The sequence below is a fragment of the Pseudomonas sp. PDM25 genome, assembly GCF_019219045.1.
GTDB lineage: Bacteria > Pseudomonadota > Gammaproteobacteria > Pseudomonadales > Pseudomonadaceae > Aquipseudomonas.
In genome coordinates this window covers 84755-107206 of sequence record NZ_JAHUWL010000005.1, presented here as the reverse complement: position 1 = coordinate 107206, position 22452 = coordinate 84755, and the positions used below count along the sequence as shown (strand labels likewise).

Sequence of the window (22452 nt, the reverse complement as noted above, 5' to 3'; positions counted from 1 at the left end):
TTGGGGCGACTGACGCGTGAAGGAATCCAACTTGAGCGAACTTCTCAACCGCCGCCTGGCTCTGCTCGGCGAGCGCGCTAACCTCTCTCTGCTCGAACAGTGCCTTCACGGCATCGAACGTGAATGCCTGCGCGTGACCGGCGAAGGTCGCCTGGCGCAAACGCCGCACCCGGAAGCATTGGGTTCCGCGCTGACCAACGAACAAATCACCACCGACTATTCCGAGTCGCTGCTGGAGTTCATCACGCCCGCCCTGCCCGACCCGGCGGATACGCTGGCGAGCCTGGACAAGATCCACCGTTTTGCCTACAGCAAGCTCGGCAACGAGTACCTGTGGAGTCCATCGATGCCGTGCCCGTTGCCGGCCGAGGAAGACATCCCGATTGCCTATTACGGCACCTCCAACATCGGTCAGCTCAAGTACGTCTACCGCAAGGGCCTGGCCCTGCGCTACGGCAAGACCATGCAGTGCATCGCCGGGATTCACTACAACTTTTCCCTGCCGGAAAAGCTCTGGCCGCTGCTTAAAGAGGCTGAAGGTTTTGTCGGCACCGACCGCGACTATCAGTCGTCGGCCTACATCGCGCTGATCCGCAACTTCCGCCGCTACAGCTGGCTGCTGATGTACCTCTTCGGTGCCTCGCCTGCGCTGGACGCCGGTTTCCTGCGCGGTCGTTCGCACCAGCTGGAACAACTGGACCCGGACACCTTGTACCTGCCGTACGCCACCAGCCTGCGCATGAGTGACCTGGGTTACCAGAGCAACGCCCAGGCCGGTTTGACGCCTTGCTACAACGATCTGGCCAGCTACACCGACAGCCTGCGCAAAGCGGTCGCCACGCCGTACGCGCCGTACGTCGAAATCGGCACGCATCAGGACGGTGAGTGGGTTCAGCTCAACACCAACATCCTGCAGATCGAAAACGAGTACTACTCCAACATCCGCCCGAAACGCGTGACCTACACCGGCGAGCGGCCGATCCAGGCACTGGTGGCTCGCGGCATTCAGTACGTCGAAGTGCGTTGCCTGGACATCAACCCGTTCCTGCCAATGGGCATCGATCTGCCGGAGTCGCGGTTCCTCGACGCATTCCTGCTGTATTGCGCGCTGAACGACAGCCCGCTGCTGACCAATACCTCGTGTGGCAACGCGACCTCGAACTTCCTCAGCGTGGTCAAGGAAGGTCGCCGTCCGGGCCTGCAACTGCAACGTGACGGTCATCCGGTGGACCTGAAAGAGTGGGCCAGCGAGTTGCTGGAGAAGATTGCACCCCTGGCGGCGATGCTGGATCAGAGTCATGGCGGCGATGCGCATAGCAAGGCGCTGGATGCGCAACTGGCCAAGGTCAGGGATCCATCGCTGACACCATCGGCCCAGGTGCTGGCGACGATGGCTGAGCACAAAGAGAGCTTTGCTCAGTTCTCCCTGCGTCAGAGCCAGGCGCATGCGGAGTTTTTCCGCAGTGAACCGCTTTCAAGCGAAGATCAGGCGAAATTTGAAGACCGGGCGCGTTCGTCGCTGGCCGAGCAAGTGGAGCTGGAGCAGAACGAAGTCGGCGATTTCGATGTGTTTGTCGGGTCGTATCAGGCGAGCATTCTGGCGATCAGTAACTAACCTGCATACGCAGATCTCCTGTGGGAGCGGGCTTGCTCGCGAAGGCGGCGTATCAGCCGACATCAATGTTGACTGACACGCCGCCTTCGCGAGCAAGCCCGCTCCCACATGGATAACGATCTACTACTCTCTCTTAGAATTTTCCGCTCATAAGCTCATTCGAAAAAGTTATTTACTTTCGGATTCTTAGATCATTTAGTCTCCTTTTCACGCCGACTCTCGGTCGTCTGAAAAGGAGCTTCTCAATGAAACTGACTTTCCCCCTTCGCCTGCTGGCGGCCGCGTCTCTGGCTGCAGTGAGTTTCTTTGCCCAGGCGGCTGACGTCACCGTCGCCTACCAGACCACCGTAGACCCGGCGAAAGTCGCCCAGGCCGACGGCGCGTACGAGAAAGCCACCAACGCCAAGATCGACTGGCGCAAATTCGACAACGGCGCCGACATCATCGCCGCCATCGCTTCCGGCGACGTACAGATCGGTTACCTCGGTTCCAGCCCCCTGACGGCGGCAATCACCCGCAAAGTCCCGGTAGAAACCTTCCTCATCGCCACGCAGATCGGCGCCGCTGAAGCCCTGGTTGCCCGCGACGGTTCCGGGATCAAAACCCCACAAGACCTGATCGGCAAGAAAATCGCCGTGCCGTTCGTTTCCACCGGCCACTACAGCCTGTTGGCCGCGCTGAAGCACTGGAACATCGACCCCTCGAAAGTCACCGTCCTCAACCTTGCCCCGCCAGCCATTATTGCCGCGTGGAAACGCGGTGACATCGACGCCACCTACGTGTGGGACCCAGCCCTCGGAGTTGCCAAGGAAAACGGCAAAGTGCTGATCACCTCTGGCGAACTGGCCAAGTTCGGCGCGCCGACCTTCGATGCATGGATCGTGCGTAAAGACTTCGCCGAGAAGCACCCGGAAATCGTCACCGCGTTCGCCAAAGTGACCCTCGATGCCTACGCCGACTACCGCAAAGATCCAAAAGCCTGGCTCGCCAATCAATCCAACGTCGACAAGCTGGTGAAACTCTCCGGCGCCAAGGCCAGCGACATTCCATTGCTGCTGCAAGGCAACGTCTTCCCGCTGGCGGCTGATCAGGTGATCACCCTCGGCGCGCCGACCACCAAGGCCATCACCGACACCGCCGCGTTCCTGAAAGAACAAGGCAAGGTTGAAGCCGTGCTGCCGGACTACGCCCCGTACGTCAGCGCCAAATACATCACCAACTGATCGGAGTTAATTGCGATGGCTTTGCTTCAGCTGGAGCGCATCAGCGCACAGTACCCAGGTAGCCCCGAACCGGTACTGGCGGATATTTCCCTGAGTCTTGGGCCCCAGCAATTGCTGGTCGCCCTCGGCCCGTCCGGCAGTGGCAAGACCTCGCTGTTGAACCTGATTGCCGGTTTCGTCGAGCCCAGCGCCGGGCGCATCACCCTCGATGGCGTGCCGGTCAAAGGCCCGAGCGCCGAACGCGGCGTGGTGTTTCAGGACGATGCTCTGCTGCCCTGGCAGGACGTGCTGGCCAACGTAGGTTTTGGTCTGGAACTAGCCGGCATTTCCCGAGACAAACGCGAAATCCGTGCTCGGGAAATGCTTGCGTTGGTGGACCTTTCCGGTTTCGAAAACCGTCGGATCTGGCAGCTTTCAGGCGGGCAGAAGCAACGTGTCGGCCTGGCCCGCGCCCTGGCGGCTGATCCGCGGGTGTTGCTGATGGACGAACCCTTCGGCGCCCTCGACGCCTTCACCCGTGAACAGATGCAGGAGTTGCTGCTGCAAGTCTGGCAGCGCACCGCAAAACCGGTATTTCTGATTACTCACGACATCGAAGAAGCGGTGTTTCTCGCCACGGACCTGATTCTGCTGGCGCCGAACCCTGGGCAAATCGTTGAGCGCCTGAGCCTGGATTTCGGTCAGCGTTACGCCGCCGGGGAGTCGGCTCGTTCGATCAAGTCAGACCCGCGCTTTATCGAAACCCGCGAACACGTGCTCGCCAAAGTGTTCTCCCAACGCAGCGCCGCCCAGCGGCAGGAGCGCGCATGAGCACCTATGAAATTCCCGCCGCGACGGTGAAACCGGGCTCGACGGTAATCCCGCTGCGTCGCAGTTTGAACACGCGCTGGATCAGCGTGCTGACACTGGTCGTTCTCGTTGCCATTTGGTGGGCCGTCACCGCCACTGGAATGATCGAACCGCTGTTCCTGCCGCCCCCGTCCGCGGTGCTGCAAAAAGGCTGGCTGCTGGTGACCACCGGCTACATGGATTCAACGTTGTGGCAGCACCTTGGCGCGAGCCTCAGCCGAATCGGTCTGGGCCTGGGCTTCGCGGTGCTGACCGCCGTACCCGTTGGAATCGCCATCGGCCACAACCGCATTGCTCGCGGCATTCTCGATCCGCTGATCGAGTTCTACCGCCCTATTCCCCCGCTGGCTTATCTGCCGCTGATCGTGATCTGGTGCGGCATCGGTGAGCTGTCGAAAGTCTTGCTGATCTACCTGGCGATCTTTGCCCCGATCGCCATCGCTACGGCGACCGGCGTGCGTACCGTCGACCCGGCCAAATTGCGCGCCGCGCAATCGTTGGGGGCGACCCGGGCGCAGTTGATTCGTCATGTGATTCTGCCGAGTGCGCTGCCGGATATCTTGACCGGTGTGCGCATTGGCTTGGGTGTGGGTTGGTCGACGCTGGTCGCCGCCGAATTGATCGCCGCCACCAGTGGTTTGGGTTTCATGGTGCAGTCGGCCGCGCAGTTCCTGGTCACCGATGTGGTGGTGCTGGGGATTCTGGTGATCGCGCTGATCGCCTTCGCCATGGAAATGGGCTTGCGCGCCTTGCAACGCAAACTGGTGCCGTGGCATGGCCAGACACACTGAGTAACCCTGTGGGAGCGGCGGTGCGACGATTCGACTTGCTCGCGAAGGCGGCGTGTCAGGCAACACTGCTTCGACTGAAACACCGCATTCGCGAGCAAGCCCGCTCCCACAGTCGGCACCCCGAATTGAAGAGAAAGACCATGAGCCACCTGACCATCGTCCCCTTAAGCTATGCCCTCGGCGCGCAAATCAGCGGCGTCGACATCAGCCAACCGCTAAGCCTGGAACAGCGCGACGCCATCGAGCAGGCGCTGCTCAAACATCAAGTGTTGTTCTTCCGCGATCAGCCGATCACACCCCAGCAGCAAGCACGTTTCGCCGCCAATTTCGGCGACCTGCACATTCACCCGATCTACCCGAATGTGCCGGAACAACCCGAAGTGCTAATCCTCGATACAGCCGTCACCGACGTGCGCGACAACGCGATTTGGCACACCGACGTAACCTTCCTGCCGACCCCGGCTCTGGGCGCGGTACTCAGTGCCAAGTTGCTGCCGGAGTTTGGTGGCGACACGTTGTGGGCCAGCGGTATCGCGGCGTATGAAGCGCTGTCGACGCCGATGAAAACCTTGCTCGAAGGGCTGACCGCCACCCACGATTTCACCCGTTCGTTCCCGTTGGAGCGCTATGGCAACACGCCCGAAGCGCTGGCCCAGTGGGAAGAAGCGCGCAGGAAAAACCCGCCGCTGTCACACCCGGTGATTCGTACTCATCCAGTGAGCGGACGTCGGTCGTTGTTCGTCAATGAAGGCTTCACGTCGAAGATCAATGAGCTGTCGGAAACCGAAAGCGAGGTGATGCTGAAGTTTCTGTTTGCCCACGCCACGCGGCCGGAATTTACCATTCGCTGGCGTTGGCAGAAGGACGACGTGGCGTTTTGGGATAACCGCGTGACACAGCATTACGCCGTGGATGATTACCGGCCGGCGCGACGGGTGATGCAGCGGGCGACGGTGTTGGGGGATGTGCCGTTTTTCCGGTGAACCCTGAAGTTCTTTATTGGTGTTGATGGCCTCTTCGCGAGCAAGTCGAATCGTCGCACCGCCGCTCCCACATTAGACCTCGGTCACCTGTGGGAGCGGGCTTGCTCGCGAAGGCAATCTGCCAGGCACCAAAGGTTCTGGCGCCAAATACTTACTCAGCCGACGAAGGCTTCTCCCAAAGATTGACCCCGCCCTCTTGGGCAAACCGGTCAATCTCCTCCAGCTCTTCCACGCTGAAGCTCAAATTCTTCAACGCACCGACGTTCTCGATAATCTGCTCCGGCCGGCTCGCACCGATCAACGCCGACGTCACGCGCGGATCGCGTAACGTCCACGCCAATGCCAGCTGCGCCAGGCTCTGACCGCGACGTTTGGCGATCTCATTCAGCGCACGCACATGAGCGATGTTGGCTTCGGACAGGTGCGCCGCCTGCAACGAACCTCCCCCCGGACGATTGACCCGCGCGTCCGCCGGCACGCCGTTGAGGTACTTGTCGGTCAACAATCCCTGAGCCAACGGCGTAAACGCAATCACGCCCGTACCGAGTTCGTCCGTCGTATCCAACAAGTCTTTTTCTACCCAACGATTGAGCAGGTTGTAAGCCGGCTGATGAATCAGCAACGGAACTTTCCACTCTTTCAGCAGCGCGGCCATTTCACGGGTTTTAACGCCCGAGTACGAGGAGATACCGATGTACAACGCCTTGCCCTGTTGCACCGCGGTGGCCAGTGCGCTGGCGGTTTCTTCCAGCGGCGTGTCCGGGTCGAAGCGGTGGGAATAGAAGATGTCCACGTAGTCCAGGCCCAGGCGCTGCAGGCTCTGATCAAGGCTGGCCAGCACGTATTTGCGCGAACCGCCGCCCTGACCATAAGGGCCGGCCCACATGTCCCAACCGGCCTTGCTGGAGATGATCAGCTCGTCGCGATACTGCTTGAAGTCTTCACGCAGCAAACGACCGAAATTGATCTCTGCACTGCCGTACGGCGGGCCGTAGTTGTTGGCCAGGTCGAAATGGTTGATGCCAAGATCAAATGCGGTACGCAGCAACGAACGCTGGGTGTCGATCGGCGTGCTGTCACCGAAGTTGTGCCACAGGCCCAGAGACAGCGCCGGCAGCACCAGCCCGCTGCGCCCCACGCGGCGATAAGGGATGGAGTCGTAGCGGTTTTCGGCAGCGGTGTAGGTCATCGAATCCTCTCTTGTCTGTCTTGAAGTTGGTATCGACTGCTTCGCAAGTTGCCCAGCATACGCCCAGACAAACGCCGATAAACCTCGGACCCGAGAAAATGCTGAAACGTTTCATATGATCGTTCCCATGCTCTGCGTGGGAATGCAGCCCGGGACGCTCCGCGTCCCAATCCAGAGCCGAACGCGGAGCGTCCGTTGAGGCATTCCCACGCGGAGCGTGGGAACGATCTGTGGAACTGCGGCTACTGAGCCCCCGCAAACACTTCCCCCAGCCAATCCACAAACACCCGAACCCGTGGCGACATGTGTCGGTTGTGCGGATACAACACCGAAACCGGCATCGGCGGTGGTGGCGTGTCGATCAGGACTTCCTGCACCAGTCCCTGGGAAATCTGCGTCTCCATTCGGTAATACGGGCACTGGATCAGGCCCAGCCCGGCGATCGCCGACGCCGCATAAATTTCCGCGCCGAACACTGAAAGCGCCCCATCGATGGCGACTTCCTTCAGTTCGCCATCAACCATGAATTCGAAGGGGAATAACTTGGCAGTCGTGCGCGAGACGTAGTTCACGGCACGATGATGCTTGAGGTCGTCGAGGCTTTTCGGCTCGCCGTATTTACGCAGGTACGCGGGGCTGGCACAGGTAATTTGGCGCAGGTTGGCGACGCGACGGCCGATCAGTGCGGAGTCGCCCAAGGTGCCGGCGCGCAGCACGCAGTCGACGCCTTCGGCGATCAGGTCGACAAAGCGGTCGGCCTCGCTGATGGACAGTTCGATGTCCGGGTAGCGCGCCATGAACTGCGGCAACGCCGGGATGACGAAGTGCTTGGCCAGCGTGCCATGCACATCCACGCGCAACCGGCCCTTCGGTGCGACGCTACGGAATGCCAGTTCGGCTTCTTCCAGTTCCGCCAGCAGCTGCACGCAACGCAGGTAGTACGCCTCGCCGTCCAGCGTAGGCCGCACCTTGCGGGTGCTTCGCTCCAGTAAACGTGTACCGAGCCAGGCTTCGAATTGATTCAGCGTGTGGGTCAGCGTCGCCCGCGGCAGGTTCAGGTCGTCGGCCGCCCGCGTGAAGCTGCTGCGCTCGTAGATCCGCACGAAAACCTTCATCGCTTTGACTTGATCCACGTGGGTCTCCTGACGGTTGATTGTTGGCGATTATTGAACAGTCAAGGCAACTCTCGTGCATTTATCGGCCTGAGTAAACATGTGAATCTGGCTTCACACCCAGCAAACAACTCCCGACTCAAAAGGATTCACCGCCATGACTACTCAGACTTCGAAAGTTGCCATCGTGACCGGCGCCTCCCGTGGCATCGGTGCAGTGATCGCCAAACAACTGGCCAAACAAGGTTTCGCCGTCGCCATCAACTACGCCAGCAGTGCCACCGAAGCTTCAAGACTGGTGGTGGAATTGCGTCAGGCCGGGCATCAGGCCATAGCGATCAAGGCGGATGTAGCGAACGCCGACAACGTACGCCGGCTGTTCGACGAGACCGAAGCGCAACTGGGCAAGGTCGATGTGCTGGTCAACAACGCTGGCATCCTCAAAGTGCTGCCGCTGGCGCAACACACGGATGAGCTGTTCGACCAGACCTTCAACATCCACGCTCGCGGCACGTTCAACACCCTGCGTGAAGCCGCCACCCGCCTGAACACTGGCGGGCGAATCATCAACTTCTCCAGCAGCACCGTTGGCATGAACCTGCCGGGTTACGCGGTGTACATCGCCAGCAAAGCGGCGGTGGAATCCCTGACCCAGGTGTTCGCCAAGGAAATGCGCGGACGCAACATCACCGTCAACGCCGTCGCGCCGGGCCCGGTGGCGACCGACCTGTTCCTGCACGGCAAGAGCGAAGAGCAGATCCAGACCTTCGCCAAGATGGCCCCGCTGGAACGTCTGGCTCAGCCAGAAGACATCGCTCGCGTTGTGTCTTTCCTGGTCGGCCCGGACTCGGCTTGGGTCAACGGGCAAATCCTGCGCGTCAACGGTGGGCTGGTTTAACTATGCTCAAACTGATACCGAGGTGACCCCCTTCGCGAGCAAGCCCGCTCCCACATTGATCCCGGTTGCTCACAAAATCTGCGTTCAAAGGAAATACCCTGTGGGAGCGGGCTTGCTCGCGAAGGCGGCTATAGAGCCAGCACACATCTGAAGGGCGGAACACACCATGCACACCACGATCATCATCTCCTTCGGCCTGATCCTGCTGGCGCTGATGCTGTTCATCGGCGAGAAAATCGGCTTCAGCCAACAGACACTGACCTACAGCTTCGTGGTCCTGTGGCTGGCGTTGACGTTGATCAACGGTGCCGTTGGTGTGGTCACGGCCGGCCAGTCACTGAGTACGGAACTGATGATCGGCACGGTGGTGTTCAGTGTGCCGGTGGCGGCGCTGGTGCTGTTCATGGTGCTGAGCGCCGAGACCTGAAAAGGCCCGGCGCCACGGGTTCTCGATCAACGCACCAAATGCAGGAACTGCAGGTGCCGCTCGTACTGATCGAGGATGTCGTTGATGATCTGCTCCTTGCTGTAACCCACCAGATCGTAGTCCTGACTGCCCTCGCTCAAATGCACTTCGGCCCGATGATAACGACGGTTGTTGAGTTCCTTGGAACCCATGCCGCCACGGGCGAAGGACGGTGTGAAGTAGCCGCGCATCTGCACCTGATAAATGAACGGACGCTCCTCGCCATGACCGATTTCCAGGCTGACGTTGTCGTTGGTCGGGTCCGGCTGAGTGACCACCTTCAAACCCTTCTCGACGAACACCGCCGAGACTTCTTCAATCGCCGGGCGCACCGCCGTATCGAGGAAGCGATAGACCTCATCCCGTGACGGGAAATGTACGGCCTGACTCAAACGCTGACGCCAGCCGCCACGCCGCGAGCCGGACACCGGGGCCAGGGAATGCAGTTGCGCGATCTGCTTCTGCGACTCCAGATAGAACGCCTTGTGCAGCCCCCACATCATCAGCAGCAAGATCATCGAGAACGGCAACGAGGTCAGCACCACCGCTGACTTCAGCGCATCGATACTGCCGGAGAACAGCAGCGCACTGGTCACCAACGCGGTCATCGCGCCCCAGAACACCCGCAGCCATTTCGGCCCGTCTTCATCGGGATTGCCGCCCTTGGCGGACAGTGTCGATAGCACCACAGTGCCGGAATCGGCAGACGTCACGAAGAACACGAAGCTGATGAACACCGTGACCGCGATCACGGTTTTGCTCCACGGGTAGGTTTCCAGCAGCAGGTAGAGGGTCATCGACGGGTTATCGATGGCCGACATGCCGAGGGCGCTCATGCCGTGGTTGAGGACTTGATCGATGGCGCTGTTGCCGAAGATCGACATCCACGCCAGGGTGAAGCCGAGCGGAATCAGCAGCACACCGAAGACGAATTCGCGGATGGTCCGGCCACGGGAAATCCGTGCGATGAACAGCCCCACGAACGGCGACCATGCGATCCACCAGGCCCAGTAGAACACCGTCCAACCGCCCAGCCAGTCACTGGGTTTGTCGTAGGCGTAGAGGTCGAAACTCTTCATCGGCAAGGCGCCGAGGTAGTCGCCGATGTTCTGGATCAAGGTGTTGAGCAGGTGCTGAGTCGGGCCAGCGAACAACACGAACAGCAGCAGCGCGCAGGCCAGCAGCATGTTGATGTCGGACATCACCCGCACGCCTTTATCGACACCAGACACGGCAACGATGATCGCCGCGCCCATCATCAGCGTGATCAGGCCGACCTGAATCCATTGGGTGTGAGCGATGCCGAACAGGTAGTCCAGACCCGAGTTGAGGTGCAACACGCCAAAGCCCATGTCGGCACCGAGGCCGAACACCGTGGCGATGATGCCGAAGCCGTCCACCGCGTAACCGATCGGACCGTTGATGCGCTTGCCGATCAGCGGATAGAGCGCCGAACGCAGGGCCAGCGGCAGGTTATGACGATAAGCGAAGTAGGCCAGCGCCATGCCGACGAAGGCGAACACGCCCCAGCCGTGCAGGCCCCAGTGCAGAAACAGAATCTGCATCGCCTGACGCGCTGCATCCGCCGTGCCCGCTTCGCCTTGTGGCGGTTGCGCCAAATGGGTCAGCGGTTCGGACACGCAAAAGAAGAACAGCGTGATGCTGATCCCGGCGGCGAACAGCATGCCGGCCCAGGACAGGTAACTGAATTCGGGTTCGTCGTGGTCGGCACCGAGCTTGATCTTGCCGTAGCCGGACAAGGCGGTGACCACCACGAAGACCAGATACAGCGTCATTGCGAGCATGTAGTACCAGCCGACCGTGTTGGCCGCCCAGTTTTGCGCTTCCAGAAGCCAGGCACCGGCCTGTTCAGGCATGGCGATGACGATGATGCCGAACAGCAAAATGAACGTCGCCGAGAAGTAAAACACCGGCGGATTCATGCGGACCTGACCGCTGGCGGGGGTGGGCGATGCACTCATGAAAGGTGCACCTCAAGGGGGTGAAACAGGGCAATCAGTAACGGACTCGGCAAAGGCAAGCCTCCTGTTGTGAGCGGGCAGCAAACCGGCGGTTTAACTTGAATGAGCGTTCAAGTTAAACATGAATAGGGGGCTAAGGACTAATCGCAAGGCTCGGCGGTAAGTGTCTGACGCTAGCTCAAGGAAGGGTATGACGCGGGATTTGGAGGATTCGTTCAGTCGAGAATTAGCTAAATGCCATTATCCAGGTTCGGCTTGAAACCATTCGCGAGCAAGCCCGCTCCCACATTAGACCGAGGCGCGGGACAGGTACACGATCTAATGTGGGAGCGGGCTTGCTCGCGAAGGCGGCCGATCAGACAGCGAACATTTTCACAGGCTTACTTCTGCGTCCCGTCATCATGCTGCAGATTCGCCTGAGTCAGGTTGCTCCCCGCCGGCACGCTGCGGGTCAGCCAGACATTGCCGCCAATGGTCGAGCCCTTGCCGATGGTGATCCGCCCCAGAATCGTCGCACCGGCATAGATCACCACGTCATCCTCGACAATCGGATGTCGCGGCTGCCCCTTCTGCAACTGACCGTCTTCATCCGCCGGGAAGCGCTTGGCGCCCAACGTCACGGCCTGATAAATCCGCACACGCTCGCCGATGATGGCGGTCTCGCCGATCACCACACCCGTCCCGTGATCGATGAAGAAGCTGCGACCAATCTGTGCGCCAGGGTGAATGTCGATGCCGGTGGCCGAGTGGGCGATTTCCGCGCTGATCCGTGCCAGCAGCGGCAATCCGGCGCGGTACAAATGATGGGCGAGGCGATGGTGAATCACCGCCAGAATCCCCGGATAGCACAGCAACACTTCATCGACGCTGCGAGCCGCCGGATCGCCGTGATAGGCCGCCAGCACGTCGGTGTCGAGCAGACTGCGCAGCCCCGGCAATGCGAGGGCGAAGTCCTGAATGATCTGAATCGTCTTGGCCTCGACCCCAGTGTCGGCCTGGGCACTGTGGCGAGCGGCGTAGCGCAGTTCGAGTCGCGCCTGAGCCAGCAACGCGTTCAACGCAACGTCCAGCGTGTGGCCGACGTAGAAGTCTTCACTTTCCTCGCGCAAATCCACCGGTCCCAGGCGCATCGGGAACAACGCGCCGCAAAGGGCTTCGAGAATCTCTGCCATGGCCGCTCGGGAAGGCAACTCGCGACCGCCCTGTTCGGTGCTGGCGCGGCCATTTTGTAGCCGCCACTGGTCACGCGCCGTGCGCAGTTGGCTGACGATGGTCTGCAGTTGCCAATGACTGGAACGCTCGCTCACGGTAAAAACTCCTCACGGGCGGCCGGACTGTCTGGCCGCGTTAACCGCGATTACTTTACGGCATGGTCTGGAAGCCGAATTAAGAACCGATTGTGCTGTGCTCAGCACTTTTTTGCATAAGGCCGATTGGCAGTTGCCCCGCTAAATAGGCGTGCCTATAGTCCTGTCATCTCCCTCCGCCAGTACGGACCCCATGATCAAACAACAGCTTGCCCGCTTTAATCGTCTCGACCTGCTCGGTCATCCCACTGCCCTGGAAAAACTCGAACGCCTGTCGGCCTGGTTGGGCCGCGATGTGTACGTCAAGCGTGATGACCTGACGCCGCTGGCGATGGGCGGCAACAAGCTGCGCAAACTCGAATACCTGGCGGCCGATGCACTGGCACAAGGCGCCGACACGTTGATCACCGCTGGCGCGCTTCAGTCCAACCACGTGCGCCAGACTGCCGCCATTGCGGCCAAGCTTGGCCTGGGCTGCGTAGCCCTGCTGGAAAACCCTCTCGGTACCGACGACGCTAACTATGTCGGTAACGGCAATCGACTGTTGCTGGACCTGTTCGACGCCAAGGTCGAGCTAGTGGAAAACCTCGACAACGCCGACGAACAATTGCAGGCCCTGGCCGATCGCCTGCGCAACAACGGCAAGAAGCCGTATCTGGTGCCGATTGGGGGCTCCAACGCATTGGGCGCTTTGGGTTATGTACGCGCCGGGCTGGAACTGGCCGAGCAGATCAAGGACACCGGGCTGACATTCTCGGCCGTGGTTTTGGCTTCGGGCAGTGCCGGGACCCATAGCGGTCTGGCGTTGGCGTTGAGTGAAGCACTGCCGGATTTGCCAGTGATTGGTGTCACGGTTTCTCGCAGCGACGAAGACCAGCGCCCGAAAGTCCAGGGCCTCGCCGAACGCACTGCCGAGTTGCTGGGCGTGAGCCTGCCAGCGAGTTTCAAGGTCGAGTTGTGGGACGAATATTTCGGCCCGCGCTACGGCGAACCGAATGCCGGGACGTTGGCCGCCGTGAAGCTGGTGGCAAGTCAGGAAGGTTTGCTGCTGGACCCGGTTTATACCGGCAAGGCCATGGCGGGTTTGCTCGATGGCATCGGCCGCCAGCGCTTCAATGACGGCCCGATCATCTTCCTGCACACCGGTGGGGCGCCAGCACTGTTCGCCTACAAAGACTTTCTGTAAATGATCGTTCCCACGCTCTGCGTGGGAATGCCTCAAAGGACGCTCCGCGTCCAGTGACGCGGAGCGTCACGGGCTGCATTCCCACGCAGAGCGTAGGAACGATCACTTAGCTTGAAAAGGAATAACAAACTTATTATTCATTATTTTCCAATCTAAAGGCACCATCATATAGTCACGCCGCAGGCGAATTTGCAGCGAGACGCATACGATGCTTTAGGGCAGGATATCGCAGTCGTTCAAATCCCGAATTTGCCAACATTCCTAAAAGCGTCTTCATAAGAAAACACAGGGGCTTGTCATGAATTTTTCCGCATTACGTCGAAACCTGCTGGTTGGTTCGCTGGGCCTGGCGCTGAGCGCCGGTCTGCTGGGGCAAGCGGTTGCCGGTGAGCAGCTGCAAAAAATCAAAGACGCTGGCGTGATCAACGTGGGTCTGGAAGGCACTTACCCACCGTTCAGTTTCGTCGACGCCGACGGCAAGCTGACTGGCTTCGAAGTCGAGTTTTCCGAAGCCCTGGCCAAAGAGCTGGGCGTGAAGGTCAAACTGCAGCCGACCAAATGGGACGGCATCCTTGCAGCCCTGGAATCCAAGCGTCTGGACGCTGTGATCAACCAGGTGACCATCTCCGAAGAGCGCAAGAAGAAGTATGACTTCTCCGAGCCGTACACCGTTTCCGGGATTCAGGCGCTGACCCTGACCAAGAACAAAGACACCATCAAGACCGCTGCCGATCTGGCCGGCAAGAAAGTAGGCGTAGGCCTGGGCACCAACTACGAGCAATGGGTGAAAGAGAATGTGCCTAAGGCTGACATCCGCACCTACGAAGATGACCCGACCAAGTTCCAGGATCTGCGCGTTGGCCGCATCGACGCCATTCTGATCGACCGCCTCGCCGCACTGGAATACGCCAAGAAGGCCAAGGACACTGCCGCCGCCGGCGAAGCGTTCTCCCGCCAGGAAGCCGGTGTCGCCCTGCGCAAAGGCGAGCCAGAGCTGCTGGCCGCGGTGAACAAAGCCATCGACAAGCTGCGTGCCGACGGTACGCTGAAAAAGCTTTCGGAAAAATACTTCAGCGCTGACGTCACTAAATAATGGAAGAAGCTTTCCAACTCGCGCTGGATTCCGCGCCCTTCCTGCTGAAGGGCGCGTACTACACAGTGATCTTGAGCCTGGGCGGGATGTTCTTCGGCCTGGTGATGGGCTTCGGCCTGGCATTGATGCGCCTGTCGCGCTTCAAACTGGTGAGCTGGATCGCCCGCATCTACGTGTCGTTCTTTCGCGGCACGCCGTTGCTGGTGCAACTGTTCGTGATCTATTACGGCTTGCCGCAATTGGGCATCGAACTTGATCCGCTGCCGGCGGCCCTGATCGGCTTCTCGCTGAACATGGCGGCCTATGCCTGCGAAATCCTCCGCGCCGCGATCAGCTCCATCGAGCGCGGCCAGTGGGAAGCCGCTGCGAGTATCGGCATGACCCGCGCGCAGACCCTGCGCCGGGCCATCCTGCCGCAAGCGATGCGCACAGCCCTGCCACCATTGGGCAACAGCTTCATTTCGCTTGTGAAGGACACCGCGCTGGCAGCCACTATTCAGGTGCCGGAACTGTTCCGTCAGGCGCAGCTGATTACCGCCCGTACCTTTGAAATTTTCACCATGTACCTTGCCGCCGCGCTGATCTACTGGGTTCTGGCCACGGTGCTTTCGCACCTGCAGAATCAGTTGGAAGCACGGGTCAATCGGCACGATCTGGAGTCCTGACCCAATGATTGTCGTGGAAAAACTGACAAAGCAGTTCAAGGGTCAAGTGGTGCTCAACGGCATCGATCTGCAAGTGAAGGAAGGTGAGGTGGTGGCGATCATCGGGCCTAGCGGCTCGGGTAAAACCACGTTCCTGCGTTGCCTGAATTTTCTTGAAGAACCCACCAGCGGCCGGATCAAGGTCGGTGACATCGAGATCGATGGCAGCCGTCCGCTGAACCAGCAGCAAGGCCTGGTGCGACGTTTGCGCCAGCACGTGGGTTTCGTGTTCCAGAACTTCAACCTGTTCCCTCATCGCACCGCCCTGGAAAACGTTATCGAAGGCCCGATCATCGTAAAGAAAATCCCGCACGCCGAAGCCGTTGCCCTGGGTAAAAAGCTGTTGGCACGGGTTGGCCTGGCGGGCAAGGAAGACGCGTACCCGCGACGCCTTTCCGGTGGTCAGCAACAGCGTGTGGCGATTGCCCGCGCGCTGGCGATGGAGCCGGAAGTGATTCTGTTCGATGAGCCGACCTCAGCCCTCGACCCGGAGCTGGTAGGTGAAGTGCTGGCAACCATCCGTAGCCTCGCCGAAGAGCGACGCACCATGGTCATCGTCACCCACGAAATGGGCTTTGCCCGGGACGTGGCGAACCGCGTGGTGTTTTTCGACAAAGGTGTGATCGTCGAACAAGGCGAAGCCAAGGCCTTGTTTGCCAATCCGAAAGAAGAGCGGACGAAGCAGTTTTTGAGCAAGTTCCTGAATAACGCTCAGCACTGAAACATCGCCTCACTACTTGTTAACTTCCACGGATGGAAGTAACAACCACTCCTACCAACAAAACCCTCGATATATGCTCTTCGCTTATTCACCTCTTTGAACAATAGATAAATTTTTATAGCCGCAGGCGGTACATATATATCTCCTGCAACAGAATAACCTCGCTTAAAATCCAGCCAAGACCCGCACCCTCGCCGTACCGGGCTTCGCCGTCAGCACCCCGCCAAAAGCCCGTAGAACAAGGTCAAATTCGACAGAGCGGTGCAGCTTATTAACTCCACCGTGTAGGATTTTTCTGAATAACACTCGATCCAATACTTAACTAACAAACTCTATTGACACTTATACAAGCGCACTCTTATCTAGTCTCCAACAGGCAATTAACCTCGCACTCGCTCACTATTTAATTTCACACACAGTGAACAGTTTTGTTGCTCGGTAATTCACGCCTTTCGAACTTTCAGAAACGGACTTTCGCTGCAAGGCTTCAAGGAGAAACCCCATGACAAGCACTTCGAACAAACCCGAACTTGCGGCCCCGACCCTGGCGCAATCTCACAAGACCTGCATCAACATCACCTCGGCGGCGCACCTGCTGATCGAGGTGGCGCCCTACTCCGGCATGGACGAAGGCGACCTGATCGAACTGTTCTGGGATAACTGCTACGTGGCCTCCAGAGTGCTGACGGCTGACGATGTCGGCCAACCGGTCCAACTGCGTGTGCCCGAGAGCTTCATCGCCAATGGCACCTCGCACGTTCACTACCGGATCATGCAGATCGGGCAAGGGCCAACCCTTTCGGCCACCAGACGGGTGCAGATCAAACTCGACTGCCCCGGCGGCCAACCGTCGGCACTGTGCGGCGATGAAAACCAGAGCCTGGAGCCCGTGAGCATCCCCGAGACCATTCGCCGTCAGGGCGTCAACCCGAACCAGATCAAGCGCGGTGTTCCGCTGACCATCGAGCCTTACCTGAACATGGCCGCCGACGACGAAATCACCTTGCGCTGGGGCGATGTGCGCATGGACCTGCCCAAGCTCAAGGCTTGCGATGTCGGTCAGCCGATCCAGGTCTGGGTGCCGCCGGCGATCATTCTCGAAGCCGGCGAAGACCTGCGGCTGGAAGTGACTTACTGCATCCTCGACCGGGTGGGTAACAACTCCCGCTGGGCACCACCGCGCAGGCTGAAGATCGGTTGCGCCAATCCCTATTTGAAGGCCCGGCCAAAGGAGATACTCATGGCCGCCGAACCCCGCAAACACTGAGATCCCATGTAGCAGCTGGCGAAGCCTGCTGCTACATGAATCTGTGGCACCACTTCTATGCATATTCTTAAAAGTTAGTTTATTAATTTTTTATACACGCTTAGGGTATATGCACCGGACCACCGGACATTCTTGTTTTCGTTCGTCGCAACCCTCGCGACGTTTCCATGAGATGTGAGGTAGGTATGGTCCGGAACACAATCACCCCAGTGCAGATCGCCAGGGCATTGCGTGCAGCCAAGGAGCGGCACTGATGTCCAGTCTGGCAGAATCAATCGTCCAGAGTGATCTGGACATCGCCCCGTTGTTGTTGCCCGCGCAGGTCTTGCGTAACGACGCACAAGCCATCAAGGCCGCCCATGAGCTGGCGCAAGTCGCCCGTCTGCAAGCAGCCAAACGCGACCAGCAGCGCAAGCTGCCGTGGTCGGAAATCGAACAGTTCACCCGCAGCGGCCTGGGCAGCATTTCTATCCCGCGTGAGTACGGTGGCCCGCAGGTTTCGTTCGTCACGTTGGCCGACGTCTTCGCGATCATTTCCGCGGCCGACCCGGCACTGGGACAGATCCCGCAAAACCAGTTCGGCATTCTCAACCTGGTGCTTGGCAGCGCCACTGAATCGCAGAAAAAACAGCTGTTCAAAAGCGTGCTCGACGGCTGGCGGATCGGTAACGCGGGACCAGAACGCGGCACCAAAAACACCCTTGAACTCAAGGCGCGAATCACCGCCAGCGGCGACGGCTTCGTCCTCAACGGGCAGAAGTTCTATTCCACCGGCGCCCTGTTCGCCCACTGGGTGGCCGTCAAGGCGCTGAACGACGACGGCAAGCAGGTTCTGGCCTTCGTTCGTCGCGGCACTCCTGGCCTGCGCATCGTGGATGACTGGTCGGGCTTCGGCCAACGCACCACCGCCAGCGGCACCATTTTGCTCAACAACGTGCAGGTCGACGCCGAGCTGGTGGTGGATAACTGGAAGATCAACGACAGCCCGAACATTCAGGGTGCCGTGTCGCAGTTGATTCAAGCCGCCATTGACGCCGGCATCGCCCGGGGCGCCATCGACGACGCCATCGAATTCGTGAAAACCCGTGCACGGCCGTGGATTGACGCCAAGGTCGAACGGGCCAGCGACGATCTCTATGTGATCGCCGACATCGGCAAACTGAAAATCGAACTGCACGCCGCCGAAGCGCTGTTGCGCAAGGCCGGGCAAGTGCTCGATCAGGTCAACGCCGCGCCGCTCACCGCCGAGTCCGCCGCCCGCGCCTCGATTGCCGTGGCCGAAGCCAAAGTGCTGACCACCGAGATCTCGCTGCTGGCCAGCGAAAAGCTTTTCGAACTGGCCGGCAGCCGCGCCACCCTCGCCGAATTCAACCTCGACCGCCACTGGCGCAACGCCCGCGTGCACACGCTGCACGACCCGGTGCGCTGGAAATATCACGCCGTCGGCACCTATCACCTGAACGGCACGCTGCCCGCACGGCACTCCTGGATCTAACGACCAGAACACTTTTGACCAGATCTCTGGAGAAACACATGACCATTTCTCACCACGTCGCGGTCATCACCAGCGATGAGCAAGCCCTGATCGTCGCCAGTGACCTGGCCGAAGATTTCAAACGCGACAGCGCCCTGCGCGACCGCGAACGCCGTTTGCCATACCCGGAACTGGAAGTGTTTTCCCGCTCGGGTCTTTGGGGCATCAGCGTGCCAAAAGAATACGGCGGCGCCGGGGTTTCCAACGTCACCCTGGCCAAGGTGATCGCGCTGATCGCCCAGGCTGACGGCTCCCTGGGCCAGATCCCGCAGAACCATTTCTACGCGCTCGAAGTATTGCGGGTGAACGGCACCGATGAGCAGAAAAAACGCCTCTACGCAGAAGTATTGGCCGGCCAGCGCTTCGGCAATGCCCTCGCGGAACTGGGCACCAAAACCGCCCATGACCGCGTCACCAGCCTGACCCCTGATCGGCATGGAGAACGTGCCGGCTATCGCATCAACGGCCGCAAGTTTTACGCCACGGGCGCGATTTATGCCCAGCGCATTCCGACGTCGGTCGTGGACGAAAACGGTGTTCAGCAACTCGCTTTCGTTCCTCGTCATGCCAAGGGTCTGACGGTCATCGACGACTGGAGCGGCTTTGGCCAGCGCACCACCGGCAGCGGTTCGGTGGTGTTTGAAGATGTTTACGTCGCCGTTGAAGACGTGATCCCGTTTCAAAGTGCGTTCGAGCGCCCGACCACCGTCGGCCCGTTGGCGCAGATTCTTCATGCCGCCATCGACACCGGTATCGCCCGCGCCGCCTATGAAGATGCGCTGCATTTCGTGCGCACCAAGACCCGGCCGTGGATCGATTCCGGGAACAACAAAGCCACCGAGGACCCGCTGACCATCAAGAGCTTCGGCCACTTGAACATTCGTCTGCACGCCGCCGAAGCCTTGCTGGAACGCTCCGGCGAATTCCTCGACAAGGCTCAGGCCGCCACCAACGCCGAGACCGTCGCCGCCGCGTCGATTGCCGTCGCCGAAGCCCGCGCCATCAGCACCGAGATTTCCCTCGCCGCGGGCAGCACGCTGTTTGAACTGGCAGGCAGCCAGGCAACCTTGATTGAACACGGCCTGGATCGCCACTGGCGCAACGCCCGGGTGCACACCCTGCACGACCCGGTGCGCTGGAAGTATCACGCGGTCGGCAATTACTACTTAAACGATGAAAACCCGCCACTGCGGGGGACCATCTGATGGCCGCTGCCAAGAAGAAGATCCTGCTCAATGCGTTCAACATGAACTGCATCGGGCACATCAACCATGGTCTGTGGACGCATCCTCGGGACACCTCCACTCATTACAAAACCATCGAATACTGGACCGAACTGGCGCAATTGCTGGAGCGTGGACTGTTTGACGGTTTGTTCATCGCAGACATCGTCGGGGTTTACGACGTCTACCAAAACTCGGTGGATGTACCGCTCAAAGAATCAATCCAACTTCCGGTCAACGACCCGCTACTGCTGGTTTCGGCCATGGCCGCGGTCACCAAAAACCTTGGCTTCGGCCTCACCGCCAACCTGACGTACGAACCGCCGTATCTGTTCGCCCGACGCATGTCCACGCTCGATCACCTGAGCCGTGGCCGGGTCGGCTGGAACATCGTCACCGGCTACCTCGACAGTGCCGCCAAAGCCATGGGTTTGAGCGAACAGGTGGAGCACGACCGTCGTTATGACCAGGCCGATGAATACCTGCAAGTGCTCTACAAACTGTGGGAAGGCAGCTGGGAAAACGGCGCGGTGCTTAACGATCCGCAACAGCGGATCTACGCGCAGCCCGAGAAAGTGCACAAGGTCGAGCACAAGGGCGAGTTCTATCAAGTCGAGGGTTATCACCTCTGCGAACCCTCGCCGCAGCGCACACCGGTGCTGTTCCAGGCCGGCAGTTCGGATCGCGGTTTGCTGTTCGCCGGGCGGCATGCCGAGTGCGTGTTCATCAGCGGCCAGAACAAACCGTCGACCAAGGTTCAAGTGGACAAGGTGCGCGCCAGTGCCGTCGAGGCCGGGCGCAACCCCGAGGACATCAAGGTGTTCATGGGGCTGAACGTGATAGTCGGCGCCACCGAAGCGCTGGCCTGGGCCAAGCACGCCGAGTACTTGAGCTACGCCAGCGCCGAGGCCGGCGTGGCGCATTTCTCGGCCTCCACCGGGATCGATTTTTCCGAGTACGACATCGATGAACCGATCCAGTACGTGAAGAGCAACGCGATCCAGTCCGCCACCAAGAACCTGCAAAACAACGACTGGACGCGCCGCAAATTACTCGAGCAACACGCCCTCGGTGGTCGCTACATCACCGTGGTGGGTTCGCCTGAGCAGGTGGCGGATGAGCTGGAATCGTGGATCGCCGAGACCGGGCTGGATGGCTTCAACCTGACGCGAATTGTCACGCCCGAGAGCTATGTGGATTTCATTGATTTGGTGATTCCGGAATTGCAACGCCGAGGGTCGTACAAGACCGCTTACGACAGCGGCAGCCTGCGGGAAAAACTGTTTCACGCAGAGGCGCATTTGCCTGAGCAACACACGGGCTCGGCCTACCGCCGCTAAAAGCTTCGCGAGCAAGTCGAATCGTCGCACCGCCGCTCCCACAGGGATTGTGTGAACACCCGAAAACACTGTGGGAGCGGCGGTGCGACGATTCGACTTGCTCGCGAAGAGGCCCGACCCAACACCACACAACTATGCACTGACTGGAAAACCCATCATGAAAAAGACCTGCCTCTCCCACCCAGTCAAAGCACTGGCCCTGGCCCTCGGCCTTTTCAGCTCCATCACCTTCGCCGCCGACGCGCCGCTGAAAGTCGGCACCACCGCCGCTTTCGCCATTCCCCTGGAAGCCGCCGTCGAAGAAGCCAGGAAACAAGGCCTGCAAGTCGATCTGGTGGAGTTCAGCGACTGGATCGCGCCCAACGTCAGCCTCGCTGCCGGCGACATCGACGTGAACTACTTCCAGCACGTCCCGTTCCTGGAAAACGCCAAGGCCGCCGCCGGTTTTGACCTGGTGCCGTTCGCACCGGGGATCATCAACAACGTCGGCCTCTACTCGAAGCAATACAAAAGCTTCGACGAGCTGCCGGAAGGCGCCAGCGTTGCGATTGCCAATGACCCGATCAACAGCGGCCGTGGCTTGCAACTGCTGGCCAAGGCCGGGCTGATCACCCTCAAACCGGGTGTCGGCTACAAGGCCACCGAAGAAGACATCATTGCCAATCCGAAGAAGATCAAAATCCTGCAGGTCGAAGCCGTGCAACTGGTACGCGCCTATGACGACGCCGATCTGGTCCAGGGCTACCCGGCCTACATCCGCTTGTCAAAGACCTTCGATGCCGGCTCCGCCCTGCTGTTCGACGGCCTGGATCACAAGGAATACGTGATTCAGTTCGTGATCCAGCCGAAAAGCAAAACCGACCCGCGCCTGATCAAATTCGTCGACATTTACCAGCATTCGCCGGCCGTTCGTGCCGCGCTGGATAAAGCCCACGGCAAGCTCTACCAAGCCGGTTGGGAAAGCTGAAT

The 22452-nt window shown here is 59.8% G+C and carries 20 protein-coding genes; 16 read left to right on the top strand and 4 right to left on the bottom strand.

From position 1 onward, the window contains the following. Window positions 1–31: 31 nt before the first annotated feature. The 5 genes from gshA to tauD all read left to right on the top strand — a co-directional run bounded on the left by gshA (window position 32) and on the right by tauD (window position 5461). Window positions 32–1615: a glutamate--cysteine ligase gene (gshA, locus tag KW848_RS10855; RefSeq protein WP_218536810.1), complete on the top strand. Its 1584-nt coding sequence runs from the start codon at window positions 32–34 to the stop codon at window positions 1613–1615. Window positions 1616–1860: 245 nt separating this feature from the next. After that, window positions 1861–2838, top strand: a complete 978-nt coding sequence (gene tauA, locus KW848_RS10850) for a taurine ABC transporter substrate-binding protein (RefSeq protein WP_008149275.1) — start codon at window positions 1861–1863, stop codon at window positions 2836–2838. A gap of 15 nt (window positions 2839–2853) precedes the next feature. Beyond that, on the top strand, window positions 2854–3648 hold the full coding sequence (tauB, locus tag KW848_RS10845) for a taurine ABC transporter ATP-binding subunit (protein ID WP_218536809.1): 795 nt from the start codon (window positions 2854–2856) through the stop codon (window positions 3646–3648). Then, window positions 3645–4478, top strand: coding sequence for a taurine ABC transporter permease TauC (gene tauC, locus KW848_RS10840; protein WP_218536808.1), 834 nt, complete (start codon window positions 3645–3647; stop codon window positions 4476–4478). Before tauB ends, tauC begins: the two co-directional genes overlap by 4 nt. A gap of 140 nt (window positions 4479–4618) precedes the next feature. Further along, window positions 4619–5461, top strand: coding sequence for a taurine dioxygenase (gene tauD, locus KW848_RS10835; RefSeq protein ID WP_218536807.1), 843 nt, complete (start codon window positions 4619–4621; stop codon window positions 5459–5461). A 151-nt stretch (window positions 5462–5612) separates the two neighbouring features. On the opposite strand, the gene mgrA is transcribed toward tauD, so the two are convergent. Next, the gene (mgrA, locus tag KW848_RS10830; protein WP_218536806.1) at window positions 5613–6650 is read right to left on the bottom strand and encodes an L-glyceraldehyde 3-phosphate reductase; all 1038 of its coding nucleotides are present in this window, start codon (window positions 6648–6650) and stop codon (window positions 5613–5615) included. A 242-nt stretch (window positions 6651–6892) separates the two neighbouring features. Beyond that, a complete protein-coding gene (locus KW848_RS10825; protein WP_218536805.1) occupies window positions 6893–7783 on the bottom strand; it encodes a LysR family transcriptional regulator in 891 nt (296 codons plus the stop codon). A gap of 136 nt (window positions 7784–7919) precedes the next feature. Between KW848_RS10825 and KW848_RS10820 the strand changes: the two genes are divergently transcribed. Then, complete coding sequence (locus tag KW848_RS10820) at window positions 7920–8660, top strand: SDR family oxidoreductase (protein ID WP_218536804.1); 741 nt, start codon at window positions 7920–7922, stop codon at window positions 8658–8660. Window positions 8661–8826: 166 nt separating this feature from the next. Further along, the gene (locus tag KW848_RS10815; RefSeq protein WP_111449486.1) at window positions 8827–9087 is read left to right on the top strand and encodes a hypothetical protein; all 261 of its coding nucleotides are present in this window, start codon (window positions 8827–8829) and stop codon (window positions 9085–9087) included. A gap of 26 nt (window positions 9088–9113) precedes the next feature. Here the strand turns inward: KW848_RS10815 and betT are convergent, their stop codons facing one another. Together betT and epsC are read right to left on the bottom strand one after the other, a co-directional pair. After that, entirely contained in the window at window positions 9114–11069 is a 1956-nt protein-coding gene (gene betT, locus KW848_RS10810) for a choline transporter BetT (protein ID WP_218536973.1), read from the bottom strand. A gap of 419 nt (window positions 11070–11488) precedes the next feature. Continuing rightward, window positions 11489–12415 (bottom strand): serine O-acetyltransferase EpsC, encoded by a 927-nt coding sequence (epsC, locus tag KW848_RS10805; RefSeq protein WP_111449488.1) that lies wholly within the window; start codon window positions 12413–12415, stop codon window positions 11489–11491. Window positions 12416–12608: 193 nt separating this feature from the next. Here epsC and KW848_RS10800 point away from each other — a divergent pair, with 193 nt between their 5' ends. From KW848_RS10800 to KW848_RS10760, 9 genes are all read left to right on the top strand, one after another. Beyond that, window positions 12609–13601: a D-cysteine desulfhydrase gene (locus KW848_RS10800; protein ID WP_218536803.1), complete on the top strand. Its 993-nt coding sequence runs from the start codon at window positions 12609–12611 to the stop codon at window positions 13599–13601. A gap of 298 nt (window positions 13602–13899) precedes the next feature. Beyond that, window positions 13900–14694, top strand: a complete 795-nt coding sequence (tcyJ, locus tag KW848_RS10795; RefSeq protein ID WP_192409803.1) for a cystine ABC transporter substrate-binding protein — start codon at window positions 13900–13902, stop codon at window positions 14692–14694. Next, window positions 14694–15359: a cystine ABC transporter permease gene (gene tcyL / locus KW848_RS10790; RefSeq protein WP_008148276.1), complete on the top strand. Its 666-nt coding sequence runs from the start codon at window positions 14694–14696 to the stop codon at window positions 15357–15359. Before tcyJ ends, tcyL begins: the two co-directional genes overlap by 1 nt. Before the next feature lie 4 nt (window positions 15360–15363). Beyond that, complete coding sequence (gene tcyN, locus KW848_RS10785) at window positions 15364–16119, top strand: L-cystine ABC transporter ATP-binding protein TcyN (protein ID WP_218536802.1); 756 nt, start codon at window positions 15364–15366, stop codon at window positions 16117–16119. Between the two features lie 502 nt (window positions 16120–16621). Further along, window positions 16622–17386, top strand: a complete 765-nt coding sequence (locus tag KW848_RS10780) for a hypothetical protein (protein ID WP_218536801.1) — start codon at window positions 16622–16624, stop codon at window positions 17384–17386. Between the two features lie 253 nt (window positions 17387–17639). Next, a complete protein-coding gene (locus tag KW848_RS10775) occupies window positions 17640–18881 on the top strand; it encodes an SfnB family sulfur acquisition oxidoreductase (protein WP_218536800.1) in 1242 nt (413 codons plus the stop codon). 38 nt (window positions 18882–18919) lie between these two features. Beyond that, window positions 18920–20125, top strand: a complete 1206-nt coding sequence (locus tag KW848_RS10770) for an SfnB family sulfur acquisition oxidoreductase (RefSeq protein ID WP_218536799.1) — start codon at window positions 18920–18922, stop codon at window positions 20123–20125. Then, entirely contained in the window at window positions 20125–21483 is a 1359-nt protein-coding gene (locus tag KW848_RS10765) for an LLM class flavin-dependent oxidoreductase (protein ID WP_218536798.1), read from the top strand. Before KW848_RS10770 ends, KW848_RS10765 begins: the two co-directional genes overlap by 1 nt. A 157-nt stretch (window positions 21484–21640) precedes the next feature. Further along, window positions 21641–22450: a MetQ/NlpA family ABC transporter substrate-binding protein gene (locus KW848_RS10760; RefSeq protein WP_218536797.1), complete on the top strand. Its 810-nt coding sequence runs from the start codon at window positions 21641–21643 to the stop codon at window positions 22448–22450. The last annotated feature ends 2 nt before the right edge of the window (window positions 22451–22452 follow it).

Bases quoted from the DNA above. Each gene is read 5' to 3' on its own strand.
- tauD (WP_218536807.1), top strand. From the start codon at position 4,619: ATGAGCCACCTGACCATCGTCCCCTTAAGCTATGCCCTCGGCGCGCAA.
- KW848_RS10770 (WP_218536799.1), top strand. From the start codon at position 18,920: ATGACCATTTCTCACCACGTCGCGGTCATCACCAGCGATGAGCAAGCC.
- KW848_RS10765 (WP_218536798.1), top strand. From the start codon at position 20,125: ATGGCCGCTGCCAAGAAGAAGATCCTGCTCAATGCGTTCAACATGAAC.
- tcyN (WP_218536802.1), top strand. From the start codon at position 15,364: ATGATTGTCGTGGAAAAACTGACAAAGCAGTTCAAGGGTCAAGTGGTG.
- tauA (WP_008149275.1), top strand. From the start codon at position 1,861: ATGAAACTGACTTTCCCCCTTCGCCTGCTGGCGGCCGCGTCTCTGGCT.
- KW848_RS10775 (WP_218536800.1), top strand. From the start codon at position 17,640: ATGTCCAGTCTGGCAGAATCAATCGTCCAGAGTGATCTGGACATCGCC.
- tcyL (WP_008148276.1), top strand. From the start codon at position 14,694: ATGGAAGAAGCTTTCCAACTCGCGCTGGATTCCGCGCCCTTCCTGCTG.
- KW848_RS10800 (WP_218536803.1), top strand. From the start codon at position 12,609: ATGATCAAACAACAGCTTGCCCGCTTTAATCGTCTCGACCTGCTCGGT.
- tauC (WP_218536808.1), top strand. From the start codon at position 3,645: ATGAGCACCTATGAAATTCCCGCCGCGACGGTGAAACCGGGCTCGACG.
- KW848_RS10780 (WP_218536801.1), top strand. From the start codon at position 16,622: ATGACAAGCACTTCGAACAAACCCGAACTTGCGGCCCCGACCCTGGCG.
- betT (WP_218536973.1), bottom strand. From the start codon at position 11,069: ATGAATCCGCCGGTGTTTTACTTCTCGGCGACGTTCATTTTGCTGTTC.
- KW848_RS10815 (WP_111449486.1), top strand. From the start codon at position 8,827: ATGCACACCACGATCATCATCTCCTTCGGCCTGATCCTGCTGGCGCTG.
- KW848_RS10760 (WP_218536797.1), top strand. From the start codon at position 21,641: ATGAAAAAGACCTGCCTCTCCCACCCAGTCAAAGCACTGGCCCTGGCC.
- tcyJ (WP_192409803.1), top strand. From the start codon at position 13,900: ATGAATTTTTCCGCATTACGTCGAAACCTGCTGGTTGGTTCGCTGGGC.
- KW848_RS10820 (WP_218536804.1), top strand. From the start codon at position 7,920: ATGACTACTCAGACTTCGAAAGTTGCCATCGTGACCGGCGCCTCCCGT.
- tauB (WP_218536809.1), top strand. From the start codon at position 2,854: ATGGCTTTGCTTCAGCTGGAGCGCATCAGCGCACAGTACCCAGGTAGC.
- mgrA (WP_218536806.1), bottom strand. From the start codon at position 6,650: ATGACCTACACCGCTGCCGAAAACCGCTACGACTCCATCCCTTATCGC.